This is a genomic window from Kitasatospora sp. NBC_01266, assembly GCF_036242395.1.
Taxonomy (GTDB): Bacteria; Actinomycetota; Actinomycetes; order Streptomycetales; family Streptomycetaceae; genus Kitasatospora.
This window is the reverse complement of the sequence record NZ_CP108458.1, coordinates 6,493,252-6,513,700: the sequence shown is the minus strand read 5'-3', so window position 1 is coordinate 6,513,700 and position 20,449 is coordinate 6,493,252. Positions and strand designations below refer to the sequence as shown.

14 protein-coding genes are annotated in these 20,449 nt (G+C 74.4%); 1 reads left to right on the top strand and 13 read right to left on the bottom strand.

From position 1 onward, the window contains the following. Positions 1 to 100: 100 nt before the first annotated feature. From OG403_RS28135 to OG403_RS28080, 12 genes are all read right to left on the bottom strand, one after another. A complete protein-coding gene (locus OG403_RS28135) occupies positions 101 to 307 on the bottom strand; it encodes a hypothetical protein (protein WP_329569127.1) in 207 nt (68 codons plus the stop codon). Positions 308 to 392: 85 nt separating this feature from the next. Then, a complete protein-coding gene (locus OG403_RS28130) occupies positions 393 to 548 on the bottom strand; it encodes a thiazolylpeptide-type bacteriocin (protein ID WP_329569125.1) in 156 nt (51 codons plus the stop codon). A gap of 134 nt (positions 549 to 682) precedes the next feature. After that, complete coding sequence (locus OG403_RS28125; RefSeq protein WP_329569123.1) at positions 683 to 1,522, bottom strand: ABC transporter permease; 840 nt, start codon at positions 1,520 to 1,522, stop codon at positions 683 to 685. Beyond that, complete coding sequence (locus OG403_RS28120) at positions 1,519 to 2,490, bottom strand: ABC transporter ATP-binding protein (RefSeq protein ID WP_329569122.1); 972 nt, start codon at positions 2,488 to 2,490, stop codon at positions 1,519 to 1,521. Before OG403_RS28120 ends, OG403_RS28125 begins: the two co-directional genes overlap by 4 nt. Positions 2,491 to 2,534: 44 nt before the next feature. Further along, on the bottom strand, positions 2,535 to 4,439 hold the full coding sequence (locus OG403_RS28115; RefSeq protein WP_329569120.1) for a TOMM precursor leader peptide-binding protein: 1,905 nt from the start codon (positions 4,437 to 4,439) through the stop codon (positions 2,535 to 2,537). Continuing rightward, positions 4,436 to 5,644, bottom strand: a complete 1,209-nt coding sequence (locus OG403_RS28110; RefSeq protein WP_329569118.1) for a peptidase M50 — start codon at positions 5,642 to 5,644, stop codon at positions 4,436 to 4,438. The genes OG403_RS28115 and OG403_RS28110 overlap by 4 nt, the downstream gene beginning before the upstream one ends. Next, positions 5,641 to 6,759 (bottom strand): lantibiotic dehydratase C-terminal domain-containing protein, encoded by a 1,119-nt coding sequence (locus OG403_RS28105; RefSeq protein ID WP_329569116.1) that lies wholly within the window; start codon positions 6,757 to 6,759, stop codon positions 5,641 to 5,643. Before OG403_RS28105 ends, OG403_RS28110 begins: the two co-directional genes overlap by 4 nt. Continuing rightward, positions 6,756 to 9,530, bottom strand: coding sequence for a lantibiotic dehydratase (locus tag OG403_RS28100; RefSeq protein WP_329569114.1), 2,775 nt, complete (start codon positions 9,528 to 9,530; stop codon positions 6,756 to 6,758). The genes OG403_RS28105 and OG403_RS28100 overlap by 4 nt, the downstream gene beginning before the upstream one ends. A 3-nt stretch (positions 9,531 to 9,533) precedes the next feature. Next, positions 9,534 to 11,111 (bottom strand): nitroreductase family protein, encoded by a 1,578-nt coding sequence (locus OG403_RS28095; protein WP_329569113.1) that lies wholly within the window; start codon positions 11,109 to 11,111, stop codon positions 9,534 to 9,536. Between the two features lie 33 nt (positions 11,112 to 11,144). Continuing rightward, on the bottom strand, positions 11,145 to 13,088 hold the full coding sequence (locus OG403_RS28090) for a TOMM precursor leader peptide-binding protein (RefSeq protein WP_329569112.1): 1,944 nt from the start codon (positions 13,086 to 13,088) through the stop codon (positions 11,145 to 11,147). After that, entirely contained in the window at positions 13,075 to 15,405 is a 2,331-nt protein-coding gene (locus OG403_RS28085; protein WP_329569110.1) for a TOMM precursor leader peptide-binding protein, read from the bottom strand. Before OG403_RS28085 ends, OG403_RS28090 begins: the two co-directional genes overlap by 14 nt. 5 nt (positions 15,406 to 15,410) lie before the next feature. Next, complete coding sequence (locus OG403_RS28080; RefSeq protein ID WP_442911001.1) at positions 15,411 to 16,472, bottom strand: AfsR/SARP family transcriptional regulator; 1,062 nt, start codon at positions 16,470 to 16,472, stop codon at positions 15,411 to 15,413. 238 nt (positions 16,473 to 16,710) lie between these two features. Here OG403_RS28080 and OG403_RS28075 point away from each other — a divergent pair, with 238 nt between their 5' ends. Beyond that, positions 16,711 to 16,929 (top strand): hypothetical protein, encoded by a 219-nt coding sequence (locus OG403_RS28075; RefSeq protein ID WP_329569108.1) that lies wholly within the window; start codon positions 16,711 to 16,713, stop codon positions 16,927 to 16,929. A 197-nt stretch (positions 16,930 to 17,126) separates the two neighbouring features. Here OG403_RS28075 and OG403_RS28070 read toward each other — a convergent pair whose 3' ends face one another. Beyond that, positions 17,127 to 20,234 (bottom strand): AfsR/SARP family transcriptional regulator, encoded by a 3,108-nt coding sequence (locus OG403_RS28070; RefSeq protein WP_329569106.1) that lies wholly within the window; start codon positions 20,232 to 20,234, stop codon positions 17,127 to 17,129. Between the last annotated feature and the right edge of the window lie 215 nt (positions 20,235 to 20,449).

Sequence of the window (20,449 nt, the reverse complement as noted above, 5' to 3'; positions counted from 1 at the left end):
AGCCCAGGGAAGCCATCCGCATGCGCACCATAGCCACGCCAAGGCGCCGGCGCCGATCCGGCGTTCGGCACTTCGGCGGCGGACTCCCGCAGAACGGCCGCTACCGCATCCGGTTCCTCCAGCGCCGGCCGAATGCCATGGCCAGGCCGAGCGTGGCGCACGCATAGCCCGTCACCTTGGCGGGGACGCCGAGGAGCGTGAGCACGACGTCGAGCGCGAGGACGCAGGCCGTGGCCAGCAGGGTGAACTTCAGGAGCTTCGTGATCTGTACCCGTGAACCGTACAAACGCCCGAGCCGGAAAGCCAAGGGGTGTTCCGGGCACGACAGATGCCGTGAGCCCTCCCCCGGCTGCGGTCCGGGGAAGGGCTCACGGCGGTCCAGCTGAGGCTGGTTACTTCTTGCAGCAGGAGCTGGAGCTCGTGGTGCTGGAGCAGGTCGAGCCGTTCAGGACCTCGTTGGCGTCGGCGTAGTCGGTGATCTCGAAGGTCTCCGACTCGAGCTCCAGCAGCTCGCGCGACAGGGTGGTGAGAGCGGTGGTGTCGTTCATGGCTTCTCCTCAAGTTGGTGCTGCCGGGCGTTGCCCGGTTCTCTCTGCTGGAACAGTTCTATGGCCGGTCACTTGCCGAACCGCTTTCCTGCCGCTGCCGTTTCGCTGACCGAGCGCGGTGGGCGCGGTGGGCGCTATTCGGGGCGCGGATCCCAGCGGAAGCGTCGGACCGCGACGACCACGGCGGCCAGGCCCCAGGCGAGCAGCACCCCGAGCTGGGGCCAGCGGAAGCCGGTGTGCTGGGCGAACGAGCCGAGCAGGGCCTCGTCGAACGGCTGCATCGGCAGCAGCCCGGCCACGGTGTGCAGGACCGCGGAGTGGATCGGGAAGTAGTTCCCCGAGATGAACAGCAGCGGGAACTGGACGAACTGCACCACCGCCGAGGCCGCTTCGGAGTTGCTGATCAGCGAGGCGACGGCCACCCCGAGGGCGCAGAAGCACATCGCGCCGAGCACCAGGGTGAGCAGCACCGCGGCCCAGTGCGCGGGCAGCGGCACGCCGAAGAGCGAGCCGGTGCCGATGATCAGGGCCACGTCGATGGCGCTGACCGTCACGCTGTGGGCCAGCAGGCCGAGGAAGTACGTCCCGGGCGACAGGGGGGTGGCGTGCAGGCGCTTCAGCACGCCGGTCTGGCGCCGGACGGACAGGGTGATCGCGAGTTGGCCGTAGCACGAGCCGAACACCGAGAGGGCGGCGACGGTCGGGGTGAAGTACTGCATGCCCGAGAGCCCGTAGAAGAAGCTGTCCCCGGAGTTGCCGCCGAAGACCAGGCCGAAGATCAGGATGGTCATCACCGGCAGGGCGAAGGTGAAGAACACCGACTGCGGATTACGCCAGAACGAGAGCTGCTCGTACCTGATCTGGTGGGCCAGCAGGCGCCGGTAGGTCCGGGGCGGTGCGGCCTTCGCGGTGCTCGCGGCAGTGCCGGTGCCGGTGGTGGTGGTCGCGGTGGTCGCGGTGGTCGCGGTGGTCATGAACGGCTCCGAGTCGTCGGCTGGGGCTCCTGCGGGGGCTGCGGGGTGTCGGGGGCCGACTCGATGCCGGTGAGACCGAGGTAGACGTCCTCCAGGGTGGGCTGTTCCACCGTCAGCCCGTCGAGCGGGCAGTCGTTGCGCAGCGCCCAGCCGGTCAGCTCGTGCAGCGCCCGGATGGGGTCGGCCACCTCGGCGACGACCAGCGGACCGGCCCCGGCCCGTACCGGGAGCGGGAGTTGGGCGGGACTGAAGCCCGCGGGCAGCACGAAGCTGATCCGCTTGCGGGCGCTGTCCCGGCCGCCGATGGTGGCGGGGGTGCCGGTGGCGACGATCCGGCCGGCCGCGATGACCGCGATCCGGTCGGCGAGGGCCTGGGCCTCGTCCATGTAGTGGGTGGTCAGCAGGATGGTGGTGCCGGCTGCCTGGAGGTTCTTCACCACCTCCCAGGCGCCGTGCCGCGCGTTGGGGTCGAAACCGGTGGTCGGCTCGTCCAGGAAGAGCAGCTGCGGATTGCCGACCACCCCCAGGGCCAGGTCGAGGCGGCGCTTCTGCCCGCCGGAGAGGTCCTTGACCTTGGCCTGCTGCTTGCCGTCCAGGCCGGTCAGCTCGATGACCTCCTGCACCCCGCGCGGGTCGGGGTAGTACCCGGCGTTGCGCGCGATGGTCTCACGCACCGTCAGATACGGCTCCACCGCGATGTCCTGGAGCACCAGCCCGATCTGCTCGCGCAGCCGGCGCCCGCCCGCCCGGTCGCCGGGGTCGTGGCCCAGCACCTCGACGTGGCCGCCGTCGCGGGCCCGGAAGCCCTCGAGGATCTCCAGCGTGGTGGTCTTTCCCGCGCCGTTGGGGCCGAGCAGGGCGAAGACCTCCCCCCGGGCGACGGTGAAACTCACCCCGCGCACCGCCGGTTGGCCTCGGTAGCTCTTGTGCAGGCCGTCCACGGTCACTGCGTCGGGTGGGTAGGTCATGTGTTCCGATTCCTCGATGTGGCTGGCGGCTGGAGCGGGGCGAACTAGGAGAAGGGGTGCGGCACTTCGCGCGGGGAACGGCCGTTGGCGAGGGCCTCGTGCAGCCTGGGCAGCCGCAGGGCGCGCTGCCTGCTCCAGCCGAAGTCCATCGGCAGCAGGCCGGGCACCAGCATCCGGACGGTCCGCAGACCCAGCCGCGCCTGTTCGGGCGAGGTCTGGTCCACGGCGATCACGTCGAAACCGGCGCCGACGAGTGCGTCCCGGCAGAACAGCACGTCCTGCCGCAGGTCCTGGGAACGCGGGCGCCGCTGCTGCCAGTCGGCGTAGAGCGACCGCGGTGCCTGCACCGAGGCGGGCCGGAGGTAGCCGTCGGCATGCCGCGCCATCGACGGCAGGCCGAACAGCGCCGAGTGGTCGGCGAGCTCCCGCACCTGGCTGAAATCCGCTGCCATGACGGTGAGTTCGGGAAGTCGTGCGGCGACCCGGGCAGGCAGCTGCGGCAGGTAGGTGAGGGTCTCGGCCAGTGCGGCCTCGATGGCCGCGGCGGGGTCGAAGGCCGCCGCCGCCGCGAAGGAGAGCGTGCCGGGGCCGCCGTCGCGCCGCACCGCGAGGCTGGTCACCACCGGGATCGGCAGGTCGGCCCGCGAGTCGAAGGCATACAGGTCGTAGCCCTGCAGGTGGGCCCGGTCCAGCATGCCCCGGATCGAGTCGCCACCGCAGGCGTCGAGGTCGATCGCGGTCGCCGGGGTGTCGGCGTACCAGGCGAGCAGGAAGGCGTCCCGCTCGATCAGCTCCAGCAGTCCGGACAGCACCGCCTCCTCCAGGCAGCTGCCGATGGCGCAGCCGTTGGAGCAGTCGTCGACGAAGGCGTCGTCCGGCGTGCCCTCGCAGTAGTACGCCAACCGCAGCGGCACCAGGACCGGCCGCTCGCCGCGCAGCGAGTAGCCCCACACCCAGGGGATCGGCCGGGTCGGCTCGAAGGGGCTGATCTCCGGCTCGTCGGCGTAGGTCCCGGGGGCGTAGCTGCCGCAGTCCCGGGGGTCCAGCACGTGCTCGCCCCGGCGCACCAGGGCCTCGTAGGACGCGACCAACGGCGGTGCGCCGTACCGGCGATGGGTGCCGGCATAGCGCTCGAGGCCCTCCAGCAGCGCCAGGTCGCGGCTCGCCCGGAAGCTGTCGGCCTTGCCGCTCCAGGTCATCTCGCCCAGCCCGCTCTGGGTGCGCATCAGGATCGCGCCCGCCACCGGTGCGATGGTCGGCGAGCCGATGTCCGTCAGGGTGCCGGCGCCGAGCGCCCCGCAGACCGGGTTGACCAGTGCCTCGACCGGCAGTTGGTAGGAGGCGGGCGTGCGCAGCCGCTGCTCGCCACTGCGGCCCGGCTCGCGCGGTCGCGAGAGAAGCCTCAACTCATGCTCTTCGGTGGTGGATTCGCCGCAGTACGGGCAGCACGGCTCGGCCAGCAGCGGGACCGTGCTGCTCCGCAGGGTCGCCAGGTCGACCGCGGTGACCTGGCGCAGCCCGGTGTCCGCGGGGCGGGTGTCGCCGCTCGTCAGCCGGTAGGCGGCCCAGACGGCGGCGGCGCCGAAGTCGCTGATCAGCGGCCAGCCGCCGGTGCCGGTGGTGGCCGTCCCGGTCTCCAGCGCGTCGCGCTGCGCGCGGCCCCGCAGCCGCTGCCAGCGCACGGCGAGGCAGTTGCCGCAGCCGGCCGCACCGCCCGGCGCCGCGCCACCCGCCGCCGCGCGCCCGCCCCAGGGGCCGATCAGGACGGCTTCGGCGGTCAGCTGGACGTCGGCCAGCGCTCGGCGGGCGATGGCGGCGGGGGGTTCGGGTCGCAGGGCGTCGGTCTCGCCGAGCGCGCAGACGGTCGGCGGGGTGGCGCCCGACCGCCGTGCGTGGTCCGCGAGTCGGCGTTCCAGCTCGGACCGGGCCGCTTCCAGCGCCCCGGTCACCGCTCGTCCGCCCTGGCGGTCCGCCGGCGCAGCAACGGCAGGACGGCGAGCACGGACAGCACGGCCACCGCGACCAGCGCCGGCGCCGGCCGCTCGACGGCGCCGTCGACCGGCAGCCGGCGAAGGCAGCACCGGACGAACGCCCAGGCCAGCGCGCCGGTCAGCACCGCCCAGCCCAGCGCGTACCCGCCCAGGACCAGCCGGGCTCGGCTCGGATACCTGGCGACACCGGGCCCGCGCCGCAGCAGCCGGCCGGCCGACAGCCGCGCGAACCGGCGGCTCTCGGCGGCGAGTTGCGCCGTGCCGAGCAGGTACTCCAGGAGCTTGTAGCCGTCCAGCGGCGGCAGCGGCAGCAGGTTGACCAGCCCCGCCAGCGTGCCGAGCAGCAGCAGTCCGTCCAGCACCGGGTGGGCGTGCGCGCCGGCCCCCAGCAGCACCCAGACCAGGTAGACCGGCAGCAGGACCGCGAGGTTCGCCAGCGCCCCGGCCCCGGCGGTGGCCAGTTGCCACCCGCGGCTGGGCAGGAAGCGGAGGTCCGCCACCGTGCAGTACAGGTACGCCGTCGGCAGCCGCCAGCGCAGGCCGAGTTCGGTGACCGTGCCGCCGGCCGCCCGGGCGACCAGCCCGTGGGCGAGCTCGTGCAGCGCCATGCTCAACCAGAGCGCGCCGGCCACCCCGGCCAGGGCGAGCGGGCGATGGCTCAGCGCGGCGGTCCCGGTGACCAGCGCGGGCAGGTGCCGGGTCAGGTCGACCAGCATGGCGGCGATCAGCAGCAGCACCGGGACCAGGACGGAGCGCCTGCGGGCGAAGCCGGTGGCCCGGTGCAGCCGCTCGATCAGCGCCGGGGTGTTCGCGACCAGGGGAAGCCGGCCGGCGAGCACCGTTTGGCGTTCGACGCGGCGCGCCACCGGCGGTGGCGCGGCGCCGGCGAGCAGGCAGCGCTCGTGGAGCAGGTCCAGCAGCTGCCGCCACTGCGGCTCACCGAGCCTGCTGCCGAACCGGTCCGCGTAGGCCTCGCCGACCTCCGTCAGGCTGCGGCTGCCGTCCAGCTGGTCGATGACGAAGCGGGTCTTGGGCGTGACGGCCAGCTGGGCGCCGGTGCCGGGGTCCAGCAGCAGGTGGATGCGGGTCGGCCCGCACAGCAGCGGACGGCTGACCAGCAGGTCGGGGCGGAGCCGGGGCCGGAGCGTGTCGAGCGGGCTCACGCGCCCGCCTCCCGCAGTTCGCGTGACTCCCGCAGCCCACGGGCCAGCCCGTAGGCGAGGTAGGCCTCGTCCTGCAGGCCCATCGACAGGCGGTTGTTGGTCATGTGCAGGTAGGGGACCAGCAGCCGGGGCAGGGTCTGCTGCGGGTCGGTCAGCGCCGCTCCGGCGGCGGGCTCGCCCGGGGCCGCCCCGTCGTCCAGGACCAGTCGGCCCGAGGTGGTCAACTCCACTACCCGGCGGCGCAGTTCACGGCAGTGATCGGCCCAGCGGCGCAGCGTGCCCGGCAACCCGTCGAGGTCGTCGGCGGCGATGGCGGCGATGATGCGCTCGAAGCGCGGCCCGAGCGATTCGCCGGACGCCTGGTAGGCGCGCCCGAAGCCGTCCAGGTCGGCACCCGGCAGGCTGGTCGAGGCGTCCCGCCAGAAGCCGTGGTAGTCGCTGAAGAACTCCTCCAGCTCCTGCTCACGCGGCAGCAGGCAGGCGGACATCACCATCATCAGCTGGGCGGACAGGCCGAGCGCGACCGTGCGCAGGTGCAGGTTCAGGGTGCGGCTGACGTCGATGACCAGCTCGCTGGAGTGCTGGAAGTGCCATTCGGCCAGGGCCACCCCGGCCGGGCCGCCGTACTTGCCGTACTCGGGTTCGTAGGCCTCCCGGGTGAAGCTGTTGTTCGGCCGCAACCGCATCAGGCCGTCCGGGCCGGTCAGCGCCGCGCGCTGGTCCGGGGAGTACTCCAACGCGAACGCCTTCTCGAAGTGGGCGTCCAGGTAGCCCGGCGGGATCTCGTACAGCGCCGGGCGCCGACGCAGGAAGTCGGTGATCGCCGCCTCGGCCCGCTCCCGGACCTCGGCCGCTGCCGCCGCCGAGACGGGCCGCAGCCGCAGCCGGACGTGCGGGCCCTGCAGCCAGTAGTTGATGAAGAAGTGGCCGGCCAGCAGCCCGTCCCGGCCGAGCGACTCGACCAGCGGCTCGACGCACTGCAGCAGCAGCGGGCGCGGGCTGGCCGAGTAGAAGATGTGGAAGGACTGCCACTCCCCGGCGGGGGCGGCGTGCTGTTCCGGGTCGGTGGGGGGCTGCGCCAAGGCGGTGGGGTGCTGCTCCAGGGTCGCGGTCATGCGCGCTCCTCCTGCTGGGTCCGGTCGGGTACGAGTTCCACCGCGAACTCCGCCACATGGCGGCCCTGCGGCGAGTGCGTCTGGAGTTCGTCCTCGGCCGGGAGCATCTCCTCGAAGACGATCCGGCCCGGCCGCCCGGCCATGGCGGCCTCCAGCGCGAGCAGGGACAGCGGGCTGGCGAAGTCGACGTACTGGGGTTTGCCGCCGCCGAACTCGCCTTCCTTCGCCCGCTGTTCCTGGAACCTGGCGAAGACCTGGAGGGGCAGGCCGTGGCGCCGCCGCCAGCGCTGCCAGCCCAGGTACCAGTGGGATTCGGCCTCGCCGGGCTCGCGGGCCGGGAGCACGGCGCAGTCGGCGCTCCAACTGCGCCGGTGCAGCACCACGCTGCGGTAGCGGACCCGGGGCCGGCGGGTCACGCCGTCCACGGCCGGGCCCTGCGGCACGGCGCGCCAGGCGTCCAGGTGCACCCGGAAGGTCGGCGCGAACAGCAGCAGGGTGCGCGGGATCTCGGGCAGCGCCTCGGAGACGAGGTAGCCGAAGTACAGCGGCACCACCTCGCGATCCAGCCGCCGCGAACGCAGCACCAGCCGGTCGGCCGCCTCGTCGTGCACGACGTAGAGGTCCTCCAGCGGCAGCCGGGAGGCCGGCGGGGCGCTGCTGACCTCCCCCGGGCAGGCGATCTGGTAGTCGGTCAGCGGGCTGTGCAGGTTGAGGTTGGTGGTCGCCGGGCCCGCGGTGATCTCGGCGAAGACCGCTCCGTCGGGTTGCCAGTCGCGCAGGCTCCTGCTGACTCCATCGGCCAGTGACGCCTGCGGCCACTCCCCCTGCTCGGCGCGCTGCTCGAAGCAGTGCGTGAAGCGGGTGAACGGGAAGCCGATCCCGCCGTAGGAGTTGTTGAGCACCACCAGCGGATCGCCCTCCCGCTCGGCCAGTTGCAGGAAGTGGCTCTGCGGCTCGAAGCCCCGGGCCACCGGCACCAGGTGCTCGGCGGCGGACCGCAGTTGCTCCGGATCGATCCGCAACTCATCGGCGCCCTCCGGGAGTTCCGCCCAGCAGCGGCGCATCCCGGCGGCGAAATCGTCCCGGGCCAGGTCCAGCGCGGTGATCTCGGACAGCCCCAGCCAGTTCAGTTCGCCCGCCGCGCTGTCGGCCGGCAGTGCGGCGGAGTACTCCAGGTAGCGGTCGAAGATGTCCTCGTGGAAGTCGTGGACCAGGGTGAGCAGATCGTCGCAGCGCCCGCCCCGGCCGTGGCGCATGACGAAGAAGCCCTTGAGGGTGAGCCGTTGGACGAGCATCGGGTCGTAGGCCGGGAACACCGCGGACAGCTCGCGCAGTGGCTCGGCGGCCAACCGCTGCCAGCGGCCGAGGTCGGCCCGGGTCGGCGCGGCGGTGACGTCCTCATAGAGCAGGAGCTGCGGCAGCGAGGCCGACTCGGCACCCAACTCCATCTGGAGGGAGAGGAGTTCGGTGCGCAGATGGGACAGGATCGCACGCCGGGTGGCCAACTCGGCACCCCGGTAGTCGTTGATCCAGTCCGCCGGCCCGTCCAGGCGATCGGCGAGCGCCTCGGCCCACCGGCGGTCCAGCGCGCGCAGTGCGGCCTGGAAGGAGCGCAGCGGGTCATGGTCGTGCACATCGACGGCCAGCGCCGGCAGTTGCAGCAGGCCGAGGTCGAGCAGGGCGCTCAGATAGCGCTCGGCCTCCTCGGGCTCGGCGCCGGCGTGCTCGCCGAGCCAGTCGCGCACCTCGGCGCAGCGCAGGTCGGACCGCTGCCGGAACAGCTCCAGCAGCCGCTCCAGCAGCCCGCTGCGGCGCAGGAAGAAGACCCGGTCGGTCGCCCGGTCGAAGGCCACCGACCGGCTGTCGTCGCCGGCCGTGGTGGAGCGGCGCACGTAGCGGATCCGCCCCTCCCCCAGGGCGAGTCCGGAGGCGGGCGCGATGGGCAGGTCGCCCCGGCGCCGCGGGTTGTCGACGATCGCCTGAGCGAGCCGGGCCAGCACCACGACGTTGAGCCGCGGGTGCCCGGTCCACTCCTGCCCGACGGCCACCTCGGCCGCCGCACCCGGTGCGAAGCGTCCGACGGCCAGACTGGTGAAGGTGGAGAACGGGCTGGTCTTGCAGGCCGTCCGGTACAGGTAGGCCAGCAGCGAGCGCTCCAGCTTGCGCCCGCGCTTGTCGGGCATCAGCCCGGCGGCTCGGACGAACGCGTTCAACTGGCCTTCCAGGGTGGGCGAGGCCAGCAGCAGGCCGAGCCGGATCCGGTCCTGCTGTGCCAGGCCGCGCAGTTCGGCGCGACCGGCTTCGAGCTCCCGCTGGTAGAGGGACTCGACCGCCGCCGTCGCCAGCGCGTGCCGCCGGCGCGCCGTCAGCCAGTCGGTCAGCGCCTCGCCGGTCGGGCCACCGAGCCGCCGCGCGAGGTCCAGGGCCGCCGGCAGGCCGCTCGGCAGGCGGTTGTTGAACACCTGGCGGCGCAGCGACAGCACCGACCGGCGCAGCTGGTCGTCCTCGAACTGCGAGACCAGGGCGCCGAGTCGATCGCTCAGCTCGGCCCCCGCCGAGCTCAACCGCTGCTCCTCGGTGAGCAGTTCCTCGGCCCGCTGGTGCAGTCGCGGGGAACGCAGGCGTTGGACGGCCTCGATCGGCAGTCCGGCGACGCGCAGCATGAAGCGACGGCTCAGGGTGTTCGCCCGGGTGGTCTCCAGGACGGTCACGGTGCTTCCTTCCGGGGTGCTCGGAATGCTCGGGGCGCTCGGGATGCTTCGGTGGCTCACGGGTCAGACCACCTCGTAGCGGTAGTCGGCGGCGTCGGGGCGCTCCTGGCCGACCGCGATGATCAGCAGCGGCAGTTCGCCGGTGTCCGCCAGGCCCAGCTCCTGCGTGTACGCCGCCCCGTCGAAGGCCAGCGCCGCCCCGCAGCCGAGGCCGGCCGCGGCTGCGGCCGTGTAGACGGCCTGGGCGGTGGCCCCCACCGCCGCGTTGGCGAGCCGGTAGCCCCGGCCCCCGACCTCGTCCAGCAGCGCGGGCACCCGGACGGCCGGCACGATCACGGCACCGGTCTGCTCCAGGTTGTAGTTGTGCATCGTGTAGCTGCGCTGCAGGAAGGACCCGGGCGCCCCGGCCTTGACCAGCCGCAGGTTCCCGCTGCCCTCGGCCACCCGGCCGTCCAGCAGGTAGCTGCCGGGCGGCACGCCCACCACGTGGTTGACGAAGACGTACAGCCTGGTCACGGTGCCCCCGGCGGACTGGGCGGCGGCCAGCATCGCGGCCAACTGCTCGAGCTCCATCGGGTGTTGACCGCTGTACCGGCCGAAGCTGCTGCACCGGGCGCGCAGCGCGGCGCGGATCGGCAGGGTCAGGGCCGAGGGCACGGGCAGCGGTGTCCGCTCTCCCCCGGCGGGGACGGGCGGGGCGAGGTCCGGGCGGGCCGGGTGGCGGGCGGCGTCCACCAGGGTGGCGGCGTGCATCCGCCGCACGGTGTCGAAGCCGAGGGTCGAGCGGGACTGCTCCTGGTCGGTGATCCGGACCCGCAGGGCCTCGATCAGCTCGCCCGACTCGCCCGACTCGGCGGCCCGGAGAGTACCGCCCCCGTCGCCCGCCCAGCGCAGCGGGACGACGGCGAACACGCCCTCCTCGTCCGGGCCGAGGCCCAGCAGCCGGCCCAGCCTCGGCTCGTCGAACCAGAGCGCCTCGCCGAGGTGCAGCCCCTGGGCCCCGGCCCACATCCGCCAGCTCTGCAGCAGCGCGCCCACGTCCATGGTGACGACGTGGTAGCCGAAGCCCGCGTACTTGAAGGTGTTGAGCCAGAACTTGACCCCCAGGATCAGGAACTGGTCCGTCCCGCCGGTCAGTTCGTCGTCACCGACGGCCGCCCGCAGCTCGCCGGACACGTCGCCGGTGAGCAGGCGCCGCATCGCGTGCTGCTGGACGTCGTAGTGGTAGACGCCGGGGGTCATCGGCCCGCTCGCCCCGCCGGCCCAGTAGACGGTCGCCGGGTAGAGCCCGCCGCCGGAGGCGGTGCCGCGCGCCCAGTGGGCGCGGTCGTACCAGGGCAGCGTCTCCAGGTTGGCGTTGCCGTGGACCGCGAGCCGGCGGCTGAGCAGGCCGTGCGAGTCCTGGAGCATCCCGCTGAGCAGCGGCAGCGAGAAGGCACCGGTGCCGCGCGGGCCGAACAGGCCGCGCTGCGTGGTCGCCTCGGGCACCGCGCGGTAGCGCGGCAGCGGAAAGTCGGCCGCGGTCGGGTAGTACTTGCCCGTCCGGGGCTGGTCGCCCCAGTCGGGCTTGCGGAGGTCGCCCTCCATGGGGCTCCTGGTCCGGTGCAGGACCGCCTCGGCGTACTCATGGGCGACACCCATGGTCAGTTCCTTTCTGCTCTGGAGCAGGGCGGGTCAGGGGAAGGGGTGCGGCGCGGGGTTGAGGTCCCGCGCGCCCAGCACGTGCGCGCGCAGGCCGGCGTCGCGCGGCGCGGTCCGCACCCGGGGCAGGTGCAGCGCCCGCTGCCACTGCCAGCCGAAGTCGATCGGCACCAGCCCCGGCACGATCACCTTGACCGTGCTCAGGCCCAACTCCCGCTGCTCGGGCGTGCTCTGGTCGACGACCAGCACGTCGAAGCCGGCCCGGGCCAACGCCTCGACGCAGGCCCGGACGTCCTCGCCGAGATCCGCGCCGGGCGCGATGGTGCCGGCGCCGGGCGCCCCGAAGGTCTCGGCGAGCGAGCGCGGCTGTCCGCCGCCGGCCAGCAGGAAGTCCGCGTGCCGGGCCATCTCCGGCAGCCCGTAGAGCATGGGGTGGTCGTGCAGTTCGCGGACCAGGCTCCGGTCGGCCACCATCGGCCGCAGGCGGTCCTGGTCCTGGACGGCCATCCGGCGCAGTTTGACCGAGTCGGTGGCGATCTCGCACAGACCGGCCGAGAGCGCCGACTCCGGGTCGAGGCTCGCGCCCGCGCCGAAGCACAACCTCCCCATGCCGCCGTCGATCCGCTCGGCCACCGCCGTCACGATCGGGATCGGGAAGGTGATCCGGGTGTCGAAGAACCGGGCCCGGTAGCCGTACATCTCCAGGCGGTCGACCATCGCCCTGGTGTCGGCGCGGTCGCTGCTGCGCGGGTCGATCTCCGGCAGGGCCAGCTGCCCGTACCAGGCGATCAGGAACGCGTCCCGCTCGATCGCCTCCATCAGACCGAAGTAGACGGCCTCCTCCAGGCAGCCACCGGAGGCGCAGCCGCTGGAGCTCTCCTGGAGGAAGCGGTCCTCGGGCCGGCCGTGCGCGTGGAAGTAGGCGAGCACCTCCGGCACCAGCACCGGCCGCCGATCGCGCAGCGAGTACCCCCAGACCCACGGGAGTTCGCGATCCGGGGTGAACGGGTGCACCCGCTCCTGCCGGTAGACCTCCGGCGGGTAGAGCCCGTAGTCGCGCGGGTCGAGCGCGTGTTCCGCGAGTTCGCGGTAACTCCCGTGCACCACCGTCCGCTTGCCCCTGGAGCGCATGGCGGCGTAGCGCTCGAGCCCCTCCAGCAGCCCGACCGTGACGCTGCTGCCGAAGCTGTCGGTGTGCCCGCCCCAGAAGCACTCGTCCAGGTAGCCGGCCGCGCGGGTGGACAGGCAGCCCAGGGTCGCGCTGGTGGACACCGAGGCCAGGTCGGGCCGGACCGCGGCGCCGAGCAGCCCGGTGACCGGGTTGGCCAGCGCCCGCACCGGCAGCGCGTAGTCGCCGATCCGGCGCCGGCGGAAGACGTCCGGCGCGAGCTTGGGCACCTCGGTCGGCTCGACCGCCGCCAACTCGGCCGAGTCCGCAGGCAGTTCACGGGCACAGTCGGGGCAGTCGGTGTCCGGGACGAGCGGGTGGCGGTCGACCGTCAGGCGTTCCAGGTCGACCAGGTAGACGGACGGGTAGCGGTCGCGCTCCCCGTGCGCGAGGTGCGCGGCGACCAGCGCGGCGAGCGTGTCGGCGAGGAACGGCAGCGCCCACGGCGGGTTCCCGGTGGCCCCGGTGGGGCCGCCGGTCTCCAGCGCGTCGCGCAGCGCCGCCGCCCGGACAGCCTGCCAGCGCCGGGCCAGGCAGCGCGGGCACGGGCCGCCGCGGCCGTCCTGGAACGGCCCGACGACCGCGTGGTGCCCGTACAGCCCGACCGGCGTGCGGCGGTCGACCCCGCCCGGGGAGGGCGCCCGGTCCAGTTCGTCGCGCACCCCGAGGGTCCCCACCCGCACCGCGTGGTCGGCGCCGAACCGGGCCAACCCGTCGGCCAGCAGCGGCGCCAGCTCCGCACAGGTCCGCTGCCACGGCGCGGTGCGGTCCAGCGGCGCGGTGCGGTCCAGCGGCTCAGTGCTCGTCACGGCCGCCGCCTTCGACGAGCAGCACCCGGGCCACGCTGATCCCGCCGACGCCGAGGTCGGGCGCGGGCACGGGGGCCACCAGGACGTCCCTGCCGCCGCGGTGCAGCCGGTCCAGCACGTCCGCCCAGCTCACCGCCGCGCAGTCGCCGCCGCCGCCGGCCAGGCCCTCGGCGCTGACGGCGATGGCGCCGGCGTCCAGATCGCCGAAGAGCGGGTCCCCGGTGTCCACCGCGCCTTCGACGCCCGACTGCCGGCCCAGTTGGACGCGGCCGAGCAGCTCCCGGACCGCCTCGCGGGCCGCCCGTGACCGGTGCGGCGAGCTCCCGGCGGCCCACTGCCAGGCACCCGTGGCGCGGTCCGCGCACCGGGCCAGCATGACCGGGACCGCGCGCCGCGCCGGCTCCCCCAGCTCCAGCAGTTCCAGGTCCACCCCGAGGTTCTTCGCGGAGCGGGCCAGGAAGGTGAGTTCGACGTCCTCGGCGAAGCTCTCGGGGTCGACCCGGGAGACCGGCACCGCGCGCCGCAGCGCCTGGCGCAGCACGTCGTACGAGAGCGCCGTGCGCAGGCCGCGCCGGATCGCGGCGGCGGCGTCGGCGCCCGCGCCGGTTCCGGCCGAGGTGAGCTCGCAGACCCGGTCCCGGTTGTCCGGACCGAAGGTGCGCAGGGCGGCGGCCGGCACCAGCACGGTGCGCGCGCTGATCAGCGAGGTCGCCGGGGCCCAGCGCGCGATCTGATCGATGCCCATGCCGTTCCCGCTGGCCGTGCCCAGGCGCTCGGGCGCGATCAGCGGCCACTTCACGCCGACCGCCGCCGCCTCGCCGGCGTTCAGCACCCCGGCGACGGGGACGACGTGCTCGGCGTAGGTCTCGGCGGCGCGCCGCAGCCCGCGCAGCCGCGCAGCGGCGACGTGGTGCAGATCGAAGGCCGAGACCTGGCGGCACTGCCCGTCGCCGACGCCCAGGCCGACCGTGCCGACCTTGAGCGGGCTCTGGCTCCACTCCTCGTCGTGGAAGCCGTCGAAGAGCCCGGCCCGAGCGCCGATCAGGCTCTCCCGGACGGTCAGCTCGGCGAGGGCGGCCTTGGTGGCCTCCTCCCCGGCGGCATCCGGCAGCCCGGTCGAGGCGCCCTCGTGCGGTGCCGAAGCGGCCTCGTCCGGTGTCGAAGCGTCCTCGTCCAGTGCGGGCAGCCCTGACGCGGCGGCGGCGTCCACGCCACCGGTGACGGGAGACAGGGCGCAGTACGGGCAGCGCGGGTGGGCGAGCAGCCGCTCGGAGACCACGTCCAGCGAGTCCAGGTCCTGGATGATCAGCCGGCCGGCGGTCTCCGTCGGCAGCGCGCCCGTGGTGTGGCGGAAGACCTCGAAGCCGAGCAGGTTGCCCAGCATCCCGGCCAGCGGGCCGCTCGGCTCCGGCTGCTCCGGCCCCAGCGGCGCATCCGGGGCGATGCCGCGCCACAGGGCCGCGCTCGCCGCCGCCGTACCGTTCGCGCCCAGCCGCAGGACGGCGCAGAGCCAGCACCCGGCCGTGCCGGACTCCATCAGCGGGCCGATCACGGCGCGGCGGCCGAAGGTCCACGCGGGCAGCAGCGTCCGGCCGGCCGGCACACCTTCCGCCAGCAGCCGGGACAGCCGCCTGGCGCCGAGGGTCCCGCCGGTCACCACGACCAGGTCGTAACCGTCGAGCTCGGCCCAGCCGGTCACGGCCCGCCCCACCCGGTCCGCTCCCGACCGGTCCGCTCCCGCCGCCAGCCGCTCGACCGACACCGGGCAGCCCGCCTCGGTCAGTGCCCGCGCCTCGTCCAGGACCTCGTCCAGGCCCGGACCGTCCAGCACCCCGACGGCCGCGCAGCCGTTGCGCAGCAGGCCCAGCGCGCACCAGCGGGCCGACGGGTCGTCACCGAGGACGGCCACCCGGGTGTCGCGGAAGCGCTGGAAGCGGGCGCCGTCGTTGTCGGCGTAGTGGTCCACGTACGCGATCTGCGCGGCGAACCTGGCCGCCACCTCGGGCGCGGGTCCCGGCTCGGCCGTGCCGCCCCGGACCGCCGCGTCCCGGGCGAAGCCGTGCCGGTACAGCGCCGCGACCAGCCCCGCCAGCAGGTCGCGCTGCCCCTCACCCAGCCCCTCGGCGAGCGCCGCCACGGTCGTGCCGCCGTCGAAGTGCGGGACGAAGAGCGAGGCGAAGCGGTAGGCCGACCTGCCGTTGAGGCTGAAGCCGCCCTGGGCGTTGTGGAACAGCACCCCTGACGCTGTCTCGGTGAAGAGGATGTCCCGGCGAAGCCGCGGCCGGGTCTCGGCTGTCTCGTCGTATGCGGTGGCCACGTTCGTCACGCCCTTGTCGATCGTTGTGAGTCCGCGCCCTGGAGCGCGGGGGTGTTGTGCTCGCCTGCCGCCACGCAGGTGAAGACGTGCAGGAGTTCGTTCATCCGGTACTCGCCGTGCGGGCCTTCCTCCAGCAGCCCCGCCTGGAGCAGCCGCCGCAGCACCTTCGCCCCCGACGGCGCGGCGGCCGGCAGCCGCAGCACCTGGGCACCCGACGGCGCGGCAGCCGGCGCGGGTGTGCTCGACGCGGGTGCGATCGGCGCTGGTGTGCCCGGCCCTGGTGCGCCCGGGTCGGGCCCCAGCGAGTCGCCGCGCAGGATCGCGAGTTCGAGCCGCTGCAGGGCCGGACCCGGGTCGATGCCGAGTTCCTCCAGCAGGTGCTCCTTGACCCGCCGGTACTCCGCGAGCGCCTCGGCCCGCCGCCCGGTGCGGTACAGCGCCTCGATCAGCTGCTCGCAGAACCGCTCGTGCTCCGGGTGGCTGCGAGCCATCGCCAGGGTCTCGGCCAGCACCTGGCGGCACCGGCCGAGCGCCAACTCGAGGTCGAAGGTCCGCTCCACCGCCTGCAGCCGTTCCTCGGCCAGCCGGGGCACCAGATCCCGTTGCAGCAGATCGGAGTTGACGTTCTCCAGCAGTGCCCTGCCGCGCCACAGCAGCACCGCCTGGCGCAGCAGGGCGACCTCGGCACCGGGGTTCCCGGCGGCGGACGCCTGCCGCAGCAGCTCGCGGAACCGCATCAGGTCCAGCGTCCCGGCATCGGCGTTGATCCGATAGCCGTACGGGAGCGTCTCGATCATCCCGGCCGGTATCCCGTGGCTGCCGAAGAGCCGGCGAAGCCGCAGCACACAGCTCTGCACCGCGGCCTTGGCGGTCTCCGGCGGATCCTCGCCCCAGATCGCGCGCTGCAGATACGGCACCGGGACGACCGTGTTGGCGTGCAGCAGCAGCGAGGCCAGCAGCACCGACGTTTTGGAGGACGGCAGGATCACCGTCTGCTGGCCGTCGGTGATCCCCAACGGCCCGAGGACGGTGAACCTGACCTGCCCGTTGACCAGGACCGCGCTCAAAACCCGTACTCCGTTCCTCGCCGACTCCGCCTGCCCAGGACCGCCTGCCCAGGACCGCCGGCACCGGCCGGTCGGTGGTACGCAGGCTGCCCGGCACGGATCCCCAGCGGATCTACGCGCGTTGTGAGGGCCGTGGAGCAGGGCGTCGGGGACGCGCGTAGATCGGCGAAGATCGAACGGATATCGAGGGGCGACAGGATGGCCCGGCAAGAACAGTTCGCCGTCCGGAGGTAGAACCATGAGCAGTGCCCGAACCCGCTCCGCCGCCCGCTGGAGCGCGGCGGTGTTGACCGTGCTCGGCGCGGCCGTCGGGGCGGGCGCGTCCCCGGCCGCCGCCGCCACGCCTGCCCCGGTCGCGGTGCACCAGCTCAGGCCGATGGCACAGCACGCTGCCCAGCTGGACTTCGTCGAGCCGAGGCGGCCGCCGCACAAGGTCTGGAACAACACCGGCTCCTGAACCACGGCTCCCCGGGGCCTGCTTCAGGACGGCGCGGCTCAGCGCGTGGTCGGTCGGCGCGGCTCAGGACACCACGGCGCAGGACACCACGGCTCAGGACGGCACGGCGCAGGACGGCACAGCGCAGGACGGCACAGCGCAGGACGGCACAGCGCAGGACGGCACAGCGCAGGACGGCACGGTCAGCGCCGCACGCCTCAGGCCGCCGCCGACCGGCTGTCGAGCTCGGCGAGCAGCTGCCGCACGTCCTCGCCGTCCGGCAGGCCGAGCCGCGCGAAGAGTGCCGCCGCCTGCCGCAGCCGCTCCTGGGCCTCGGTGAACTGCCCCAGCTCGGCCAGCCCCCGGGCCAGCGCGACCAGGGCGTGCCCCTGGTCGCGTTCGGCCAGCAGCTCCTCGCAGCCGGCCAGCGCCAGCCGGGCCTGGGTGACCGCCGGCCCGCAACGCCCCAGCAGGCGCAGCGTGTCGGCCAGCCGGTAGCGGGCCTGCGCCTGGCGCAGCGGGATCCGCGCGGTCAGGCAGAGCTCCAGGCACTCCTGGTACGCGGCGGCGGCCTCCTGGTAGTCGCCCGACTCGTGGGCGGCCAGGCCGAGGATGTAGAGCGCGTACGACCTGCCGCCCCAGTCCTTCGCGGCGGTCAGCGCCGGCAGCAGCTCGCGGCAGGCCGCCGCCGCCTCGGCGGGCAGGCCGGCGCGCACCCGGGCCAGCGCGGCGTTCAACGTGGTGGCGGTCTGCCCCGCCTGCTGGCCCAGGGCGCGGGCCAGCATGTTCGCCTCCTCGTAGAGCTGCACCGCCTCGTCGAAGCGGCGGCTGTGCTGGGCGAGCAGGCCGAGGTCGTTGAGGGCCTGCTGGAGCACCACCACATCGCCCACCGCGCGGCAGGCGTCGGCCGCCCGCCGGCTGTGCTCGCCGGCCTCCACCAGCCGGGCGGCCTGCACCGCGAGGTTGCCGCGGATGAACTCGGCCCGGCCCAGCGAGCGCTGGTCCCCGCGGGCACGGGCCGCCGCCGACACCGCCGCGGCGGCCGCCGCGCGCCGCTCGTGGCGCGGGTCGGCGTCGAACGGGCTGAGCGCGATCAGCAGGTCGGCGGCCATCCGGACGTCCTCGTCCGAGCTGTGCTCGCCGGCCGCCGCCAGCACCGCCGTGAGCGCGGCGTCGAACTCCTCCGCCACCCAGGCGGTCGCCTCGCGCAGCTCCTCGAAGCGCAGACCGGGCAGCACGGTGGCGCAGAGCGCGGTGCCGATCGGGTCGCCCGGCACCAGGTGCTGGAAGGCGCCGGTGGCGGTGGCGAGCAGGAAGTCCAGCTGGCGGTGGAGCGCGGTGCCCTCCTCCAGTCCGACCGGTTCGGCCAGTTGCAGGGCGAAGACCCGCAGCAGGTCGTGGTAGCGGTAGCGGCCGGAGCGCGGCGCGGTGACCATGCCCGCGTCGACCAGCGACTCCAGCAGCCCCTCGGCCCGCCGCTGGTCGACGCCCAGCACGGCAGCCGCCGTCGGCACGCCGATGTCCGGCCGGCTGACCTCGGCGATCACCCGGAACGCCCTGGCCTGCTCGGCCGTCAACTGGCGGTAGCCCCAGTCGAAGGCGGCGGCCACCGCGAGGTCGCCCAGCCGCAGCTCGGCCATCCGGTCCTGCTCGGCGGTCAGCCGGGCGGCCAGGTGGGCCACCGTCCAGGCCGGCCGGGAGGCCAGCCGGGCCGCCACGATCCGCACCGCCAGCGGGAGCCGACCGCAGTAGCGGATCAACTCGCGGACCGCGCCGGGGTCGGCGGCGATCCGCTCGGCGCCGGCCGCCCGGGTCAGCACCTCGGTCGCCTCGGCCACGCTGAACACGTCCAGGTCGATCTGGGCCGCGGTGGCCAGGCCGAACAGCCGGGCGCGGCCGGTCACCAGCACCGCGCAGCGGGCCGAGCCGGGCAGCAGCGGGCGGACCTGGGCGGCGTCCCGGGCGTTGTCCAGCAGGATCAGCACCCGCCGGACGTCCAGCAGCGAGCGGAAGAGCCGCGCACGGTCCTCCAGGCTCTGCGGGACGCCGGCCGCGGGCACGCCCAGCGCCGTCAGGAAGCTCGCCAGCACCACGTTCGGGTCCACCGGCTCGGCCTGGTCTCCGCGCAGGTCGGCGTACAACTGCCCGTCGGGGAAGCCCGGCCGTAGCCGGTGCGCGACCCGCAGGGCGACCGTGGTCTTGCCCACCCCGCCCATGCCGGAGATCGCCGCGATCGGCAGCACCGCGTCCTCGTCCCGGGCCAGCACGGCCTCGCCCAACACCGCGTGCAGGGCGTCCAGTTCGGCTTGACGCCCGGTGAAGTCGGCTATCCCAGCCGGGAGTTGGGCCGGGACAGCGGCCGGCTCGGCAGACTCGGCAGACTCGACGGGCTCCGAAGCGGCCGGCGCGGAGGCCTGCGCGGAGGCCTGCGCGGTGGCCTGCGCGGTGGCCGACGCGGCCGGCTCGCCGGGCGGCGGGCCGGCCGGCGCGGTGCGGCGCTCCAGCTCGCCCGTCCCCCGTCCGCCGACGGTGACCGGTCCGCCCCGGGCACCGAGCAGCGCCGGGTCGCTGCTCAGGATCCGCTGGTGGATGTCGCGCAGCTCCGGTCCCGGGTCGACACCCAGCTCCTCGGCGAGCAACCGGCGGATCCGGCCGTACACGGCCAGCGCGTCCGCCTGGTAGCCGCTCTGGTACAGCGCCCGCATCAGCAGCGCGTACGGCCGCTCGCGCAGCGAGTGCCCGGCGGTCAGCTCACGCAGCACGGACACCGCGGGAGCGGGGTCGCCCAGCTCCAGGTCCAACTCGCAGCGCTGCTCCAGCAGGCCGACCCGCAGGTCGCCCAGCCGGGCCCGCTGCTGCTCGGCGAACGGGCCGGGCACCCGGCTCAGCGGCTCACCGCTCCACAGGTCGAGCGCTTCGGTCAGCAGCCGGCGGCCCTGCTCGGGGCCCTCGCCGCCGCGGATCGCGCCCCGCGCCGCCGCCGCCAGCTGCTCCACCCGCAGCGCGTCGATCGCCTCGGGCGCGAGCACGGTGCGGTAGCCGTCGCCCACCGAGGCGAGGATCGCCGGAGTCCCCGGCTCGCGTTCCTCCCGATCCAGCACCTTGCGCCACCGCCAGGCGTACGTCCGCAGCATCGCCGAGGCGCTGGTCGGCGCCGCCTCGCCCCACAGCGCCTCGATCAGCTCGCCGGCGCCGACCGACCGGCCGTCGCGCAGCAGCAGCACGGCGAGCATCGCCTGCTGCAGTGGCGAGCCGACCGGCAACTCCTCGTCCCCGTACCGCGCGCGCACGGCGCCCAGCAGGAAGAAGCGGACAGGCTGGATCACGCGGGCACCCCCGTATTTCTGCTGGACGACTGGATTCCGGCGCGGCCCCCACCGCCGTTCCCAGGACTGCCGGGGCTTCCAGCTCCACTGGCAGGTCGGCTATTAGTAGCACACTTGCACGAGCCGACGAATTTGCCTGCGCGGCAGCCCGGGCGGGCCGCTGACCGGCGGTCAGCGGCCCGCCACCACCCGACACCCCCGCACCTGGAGGCCAC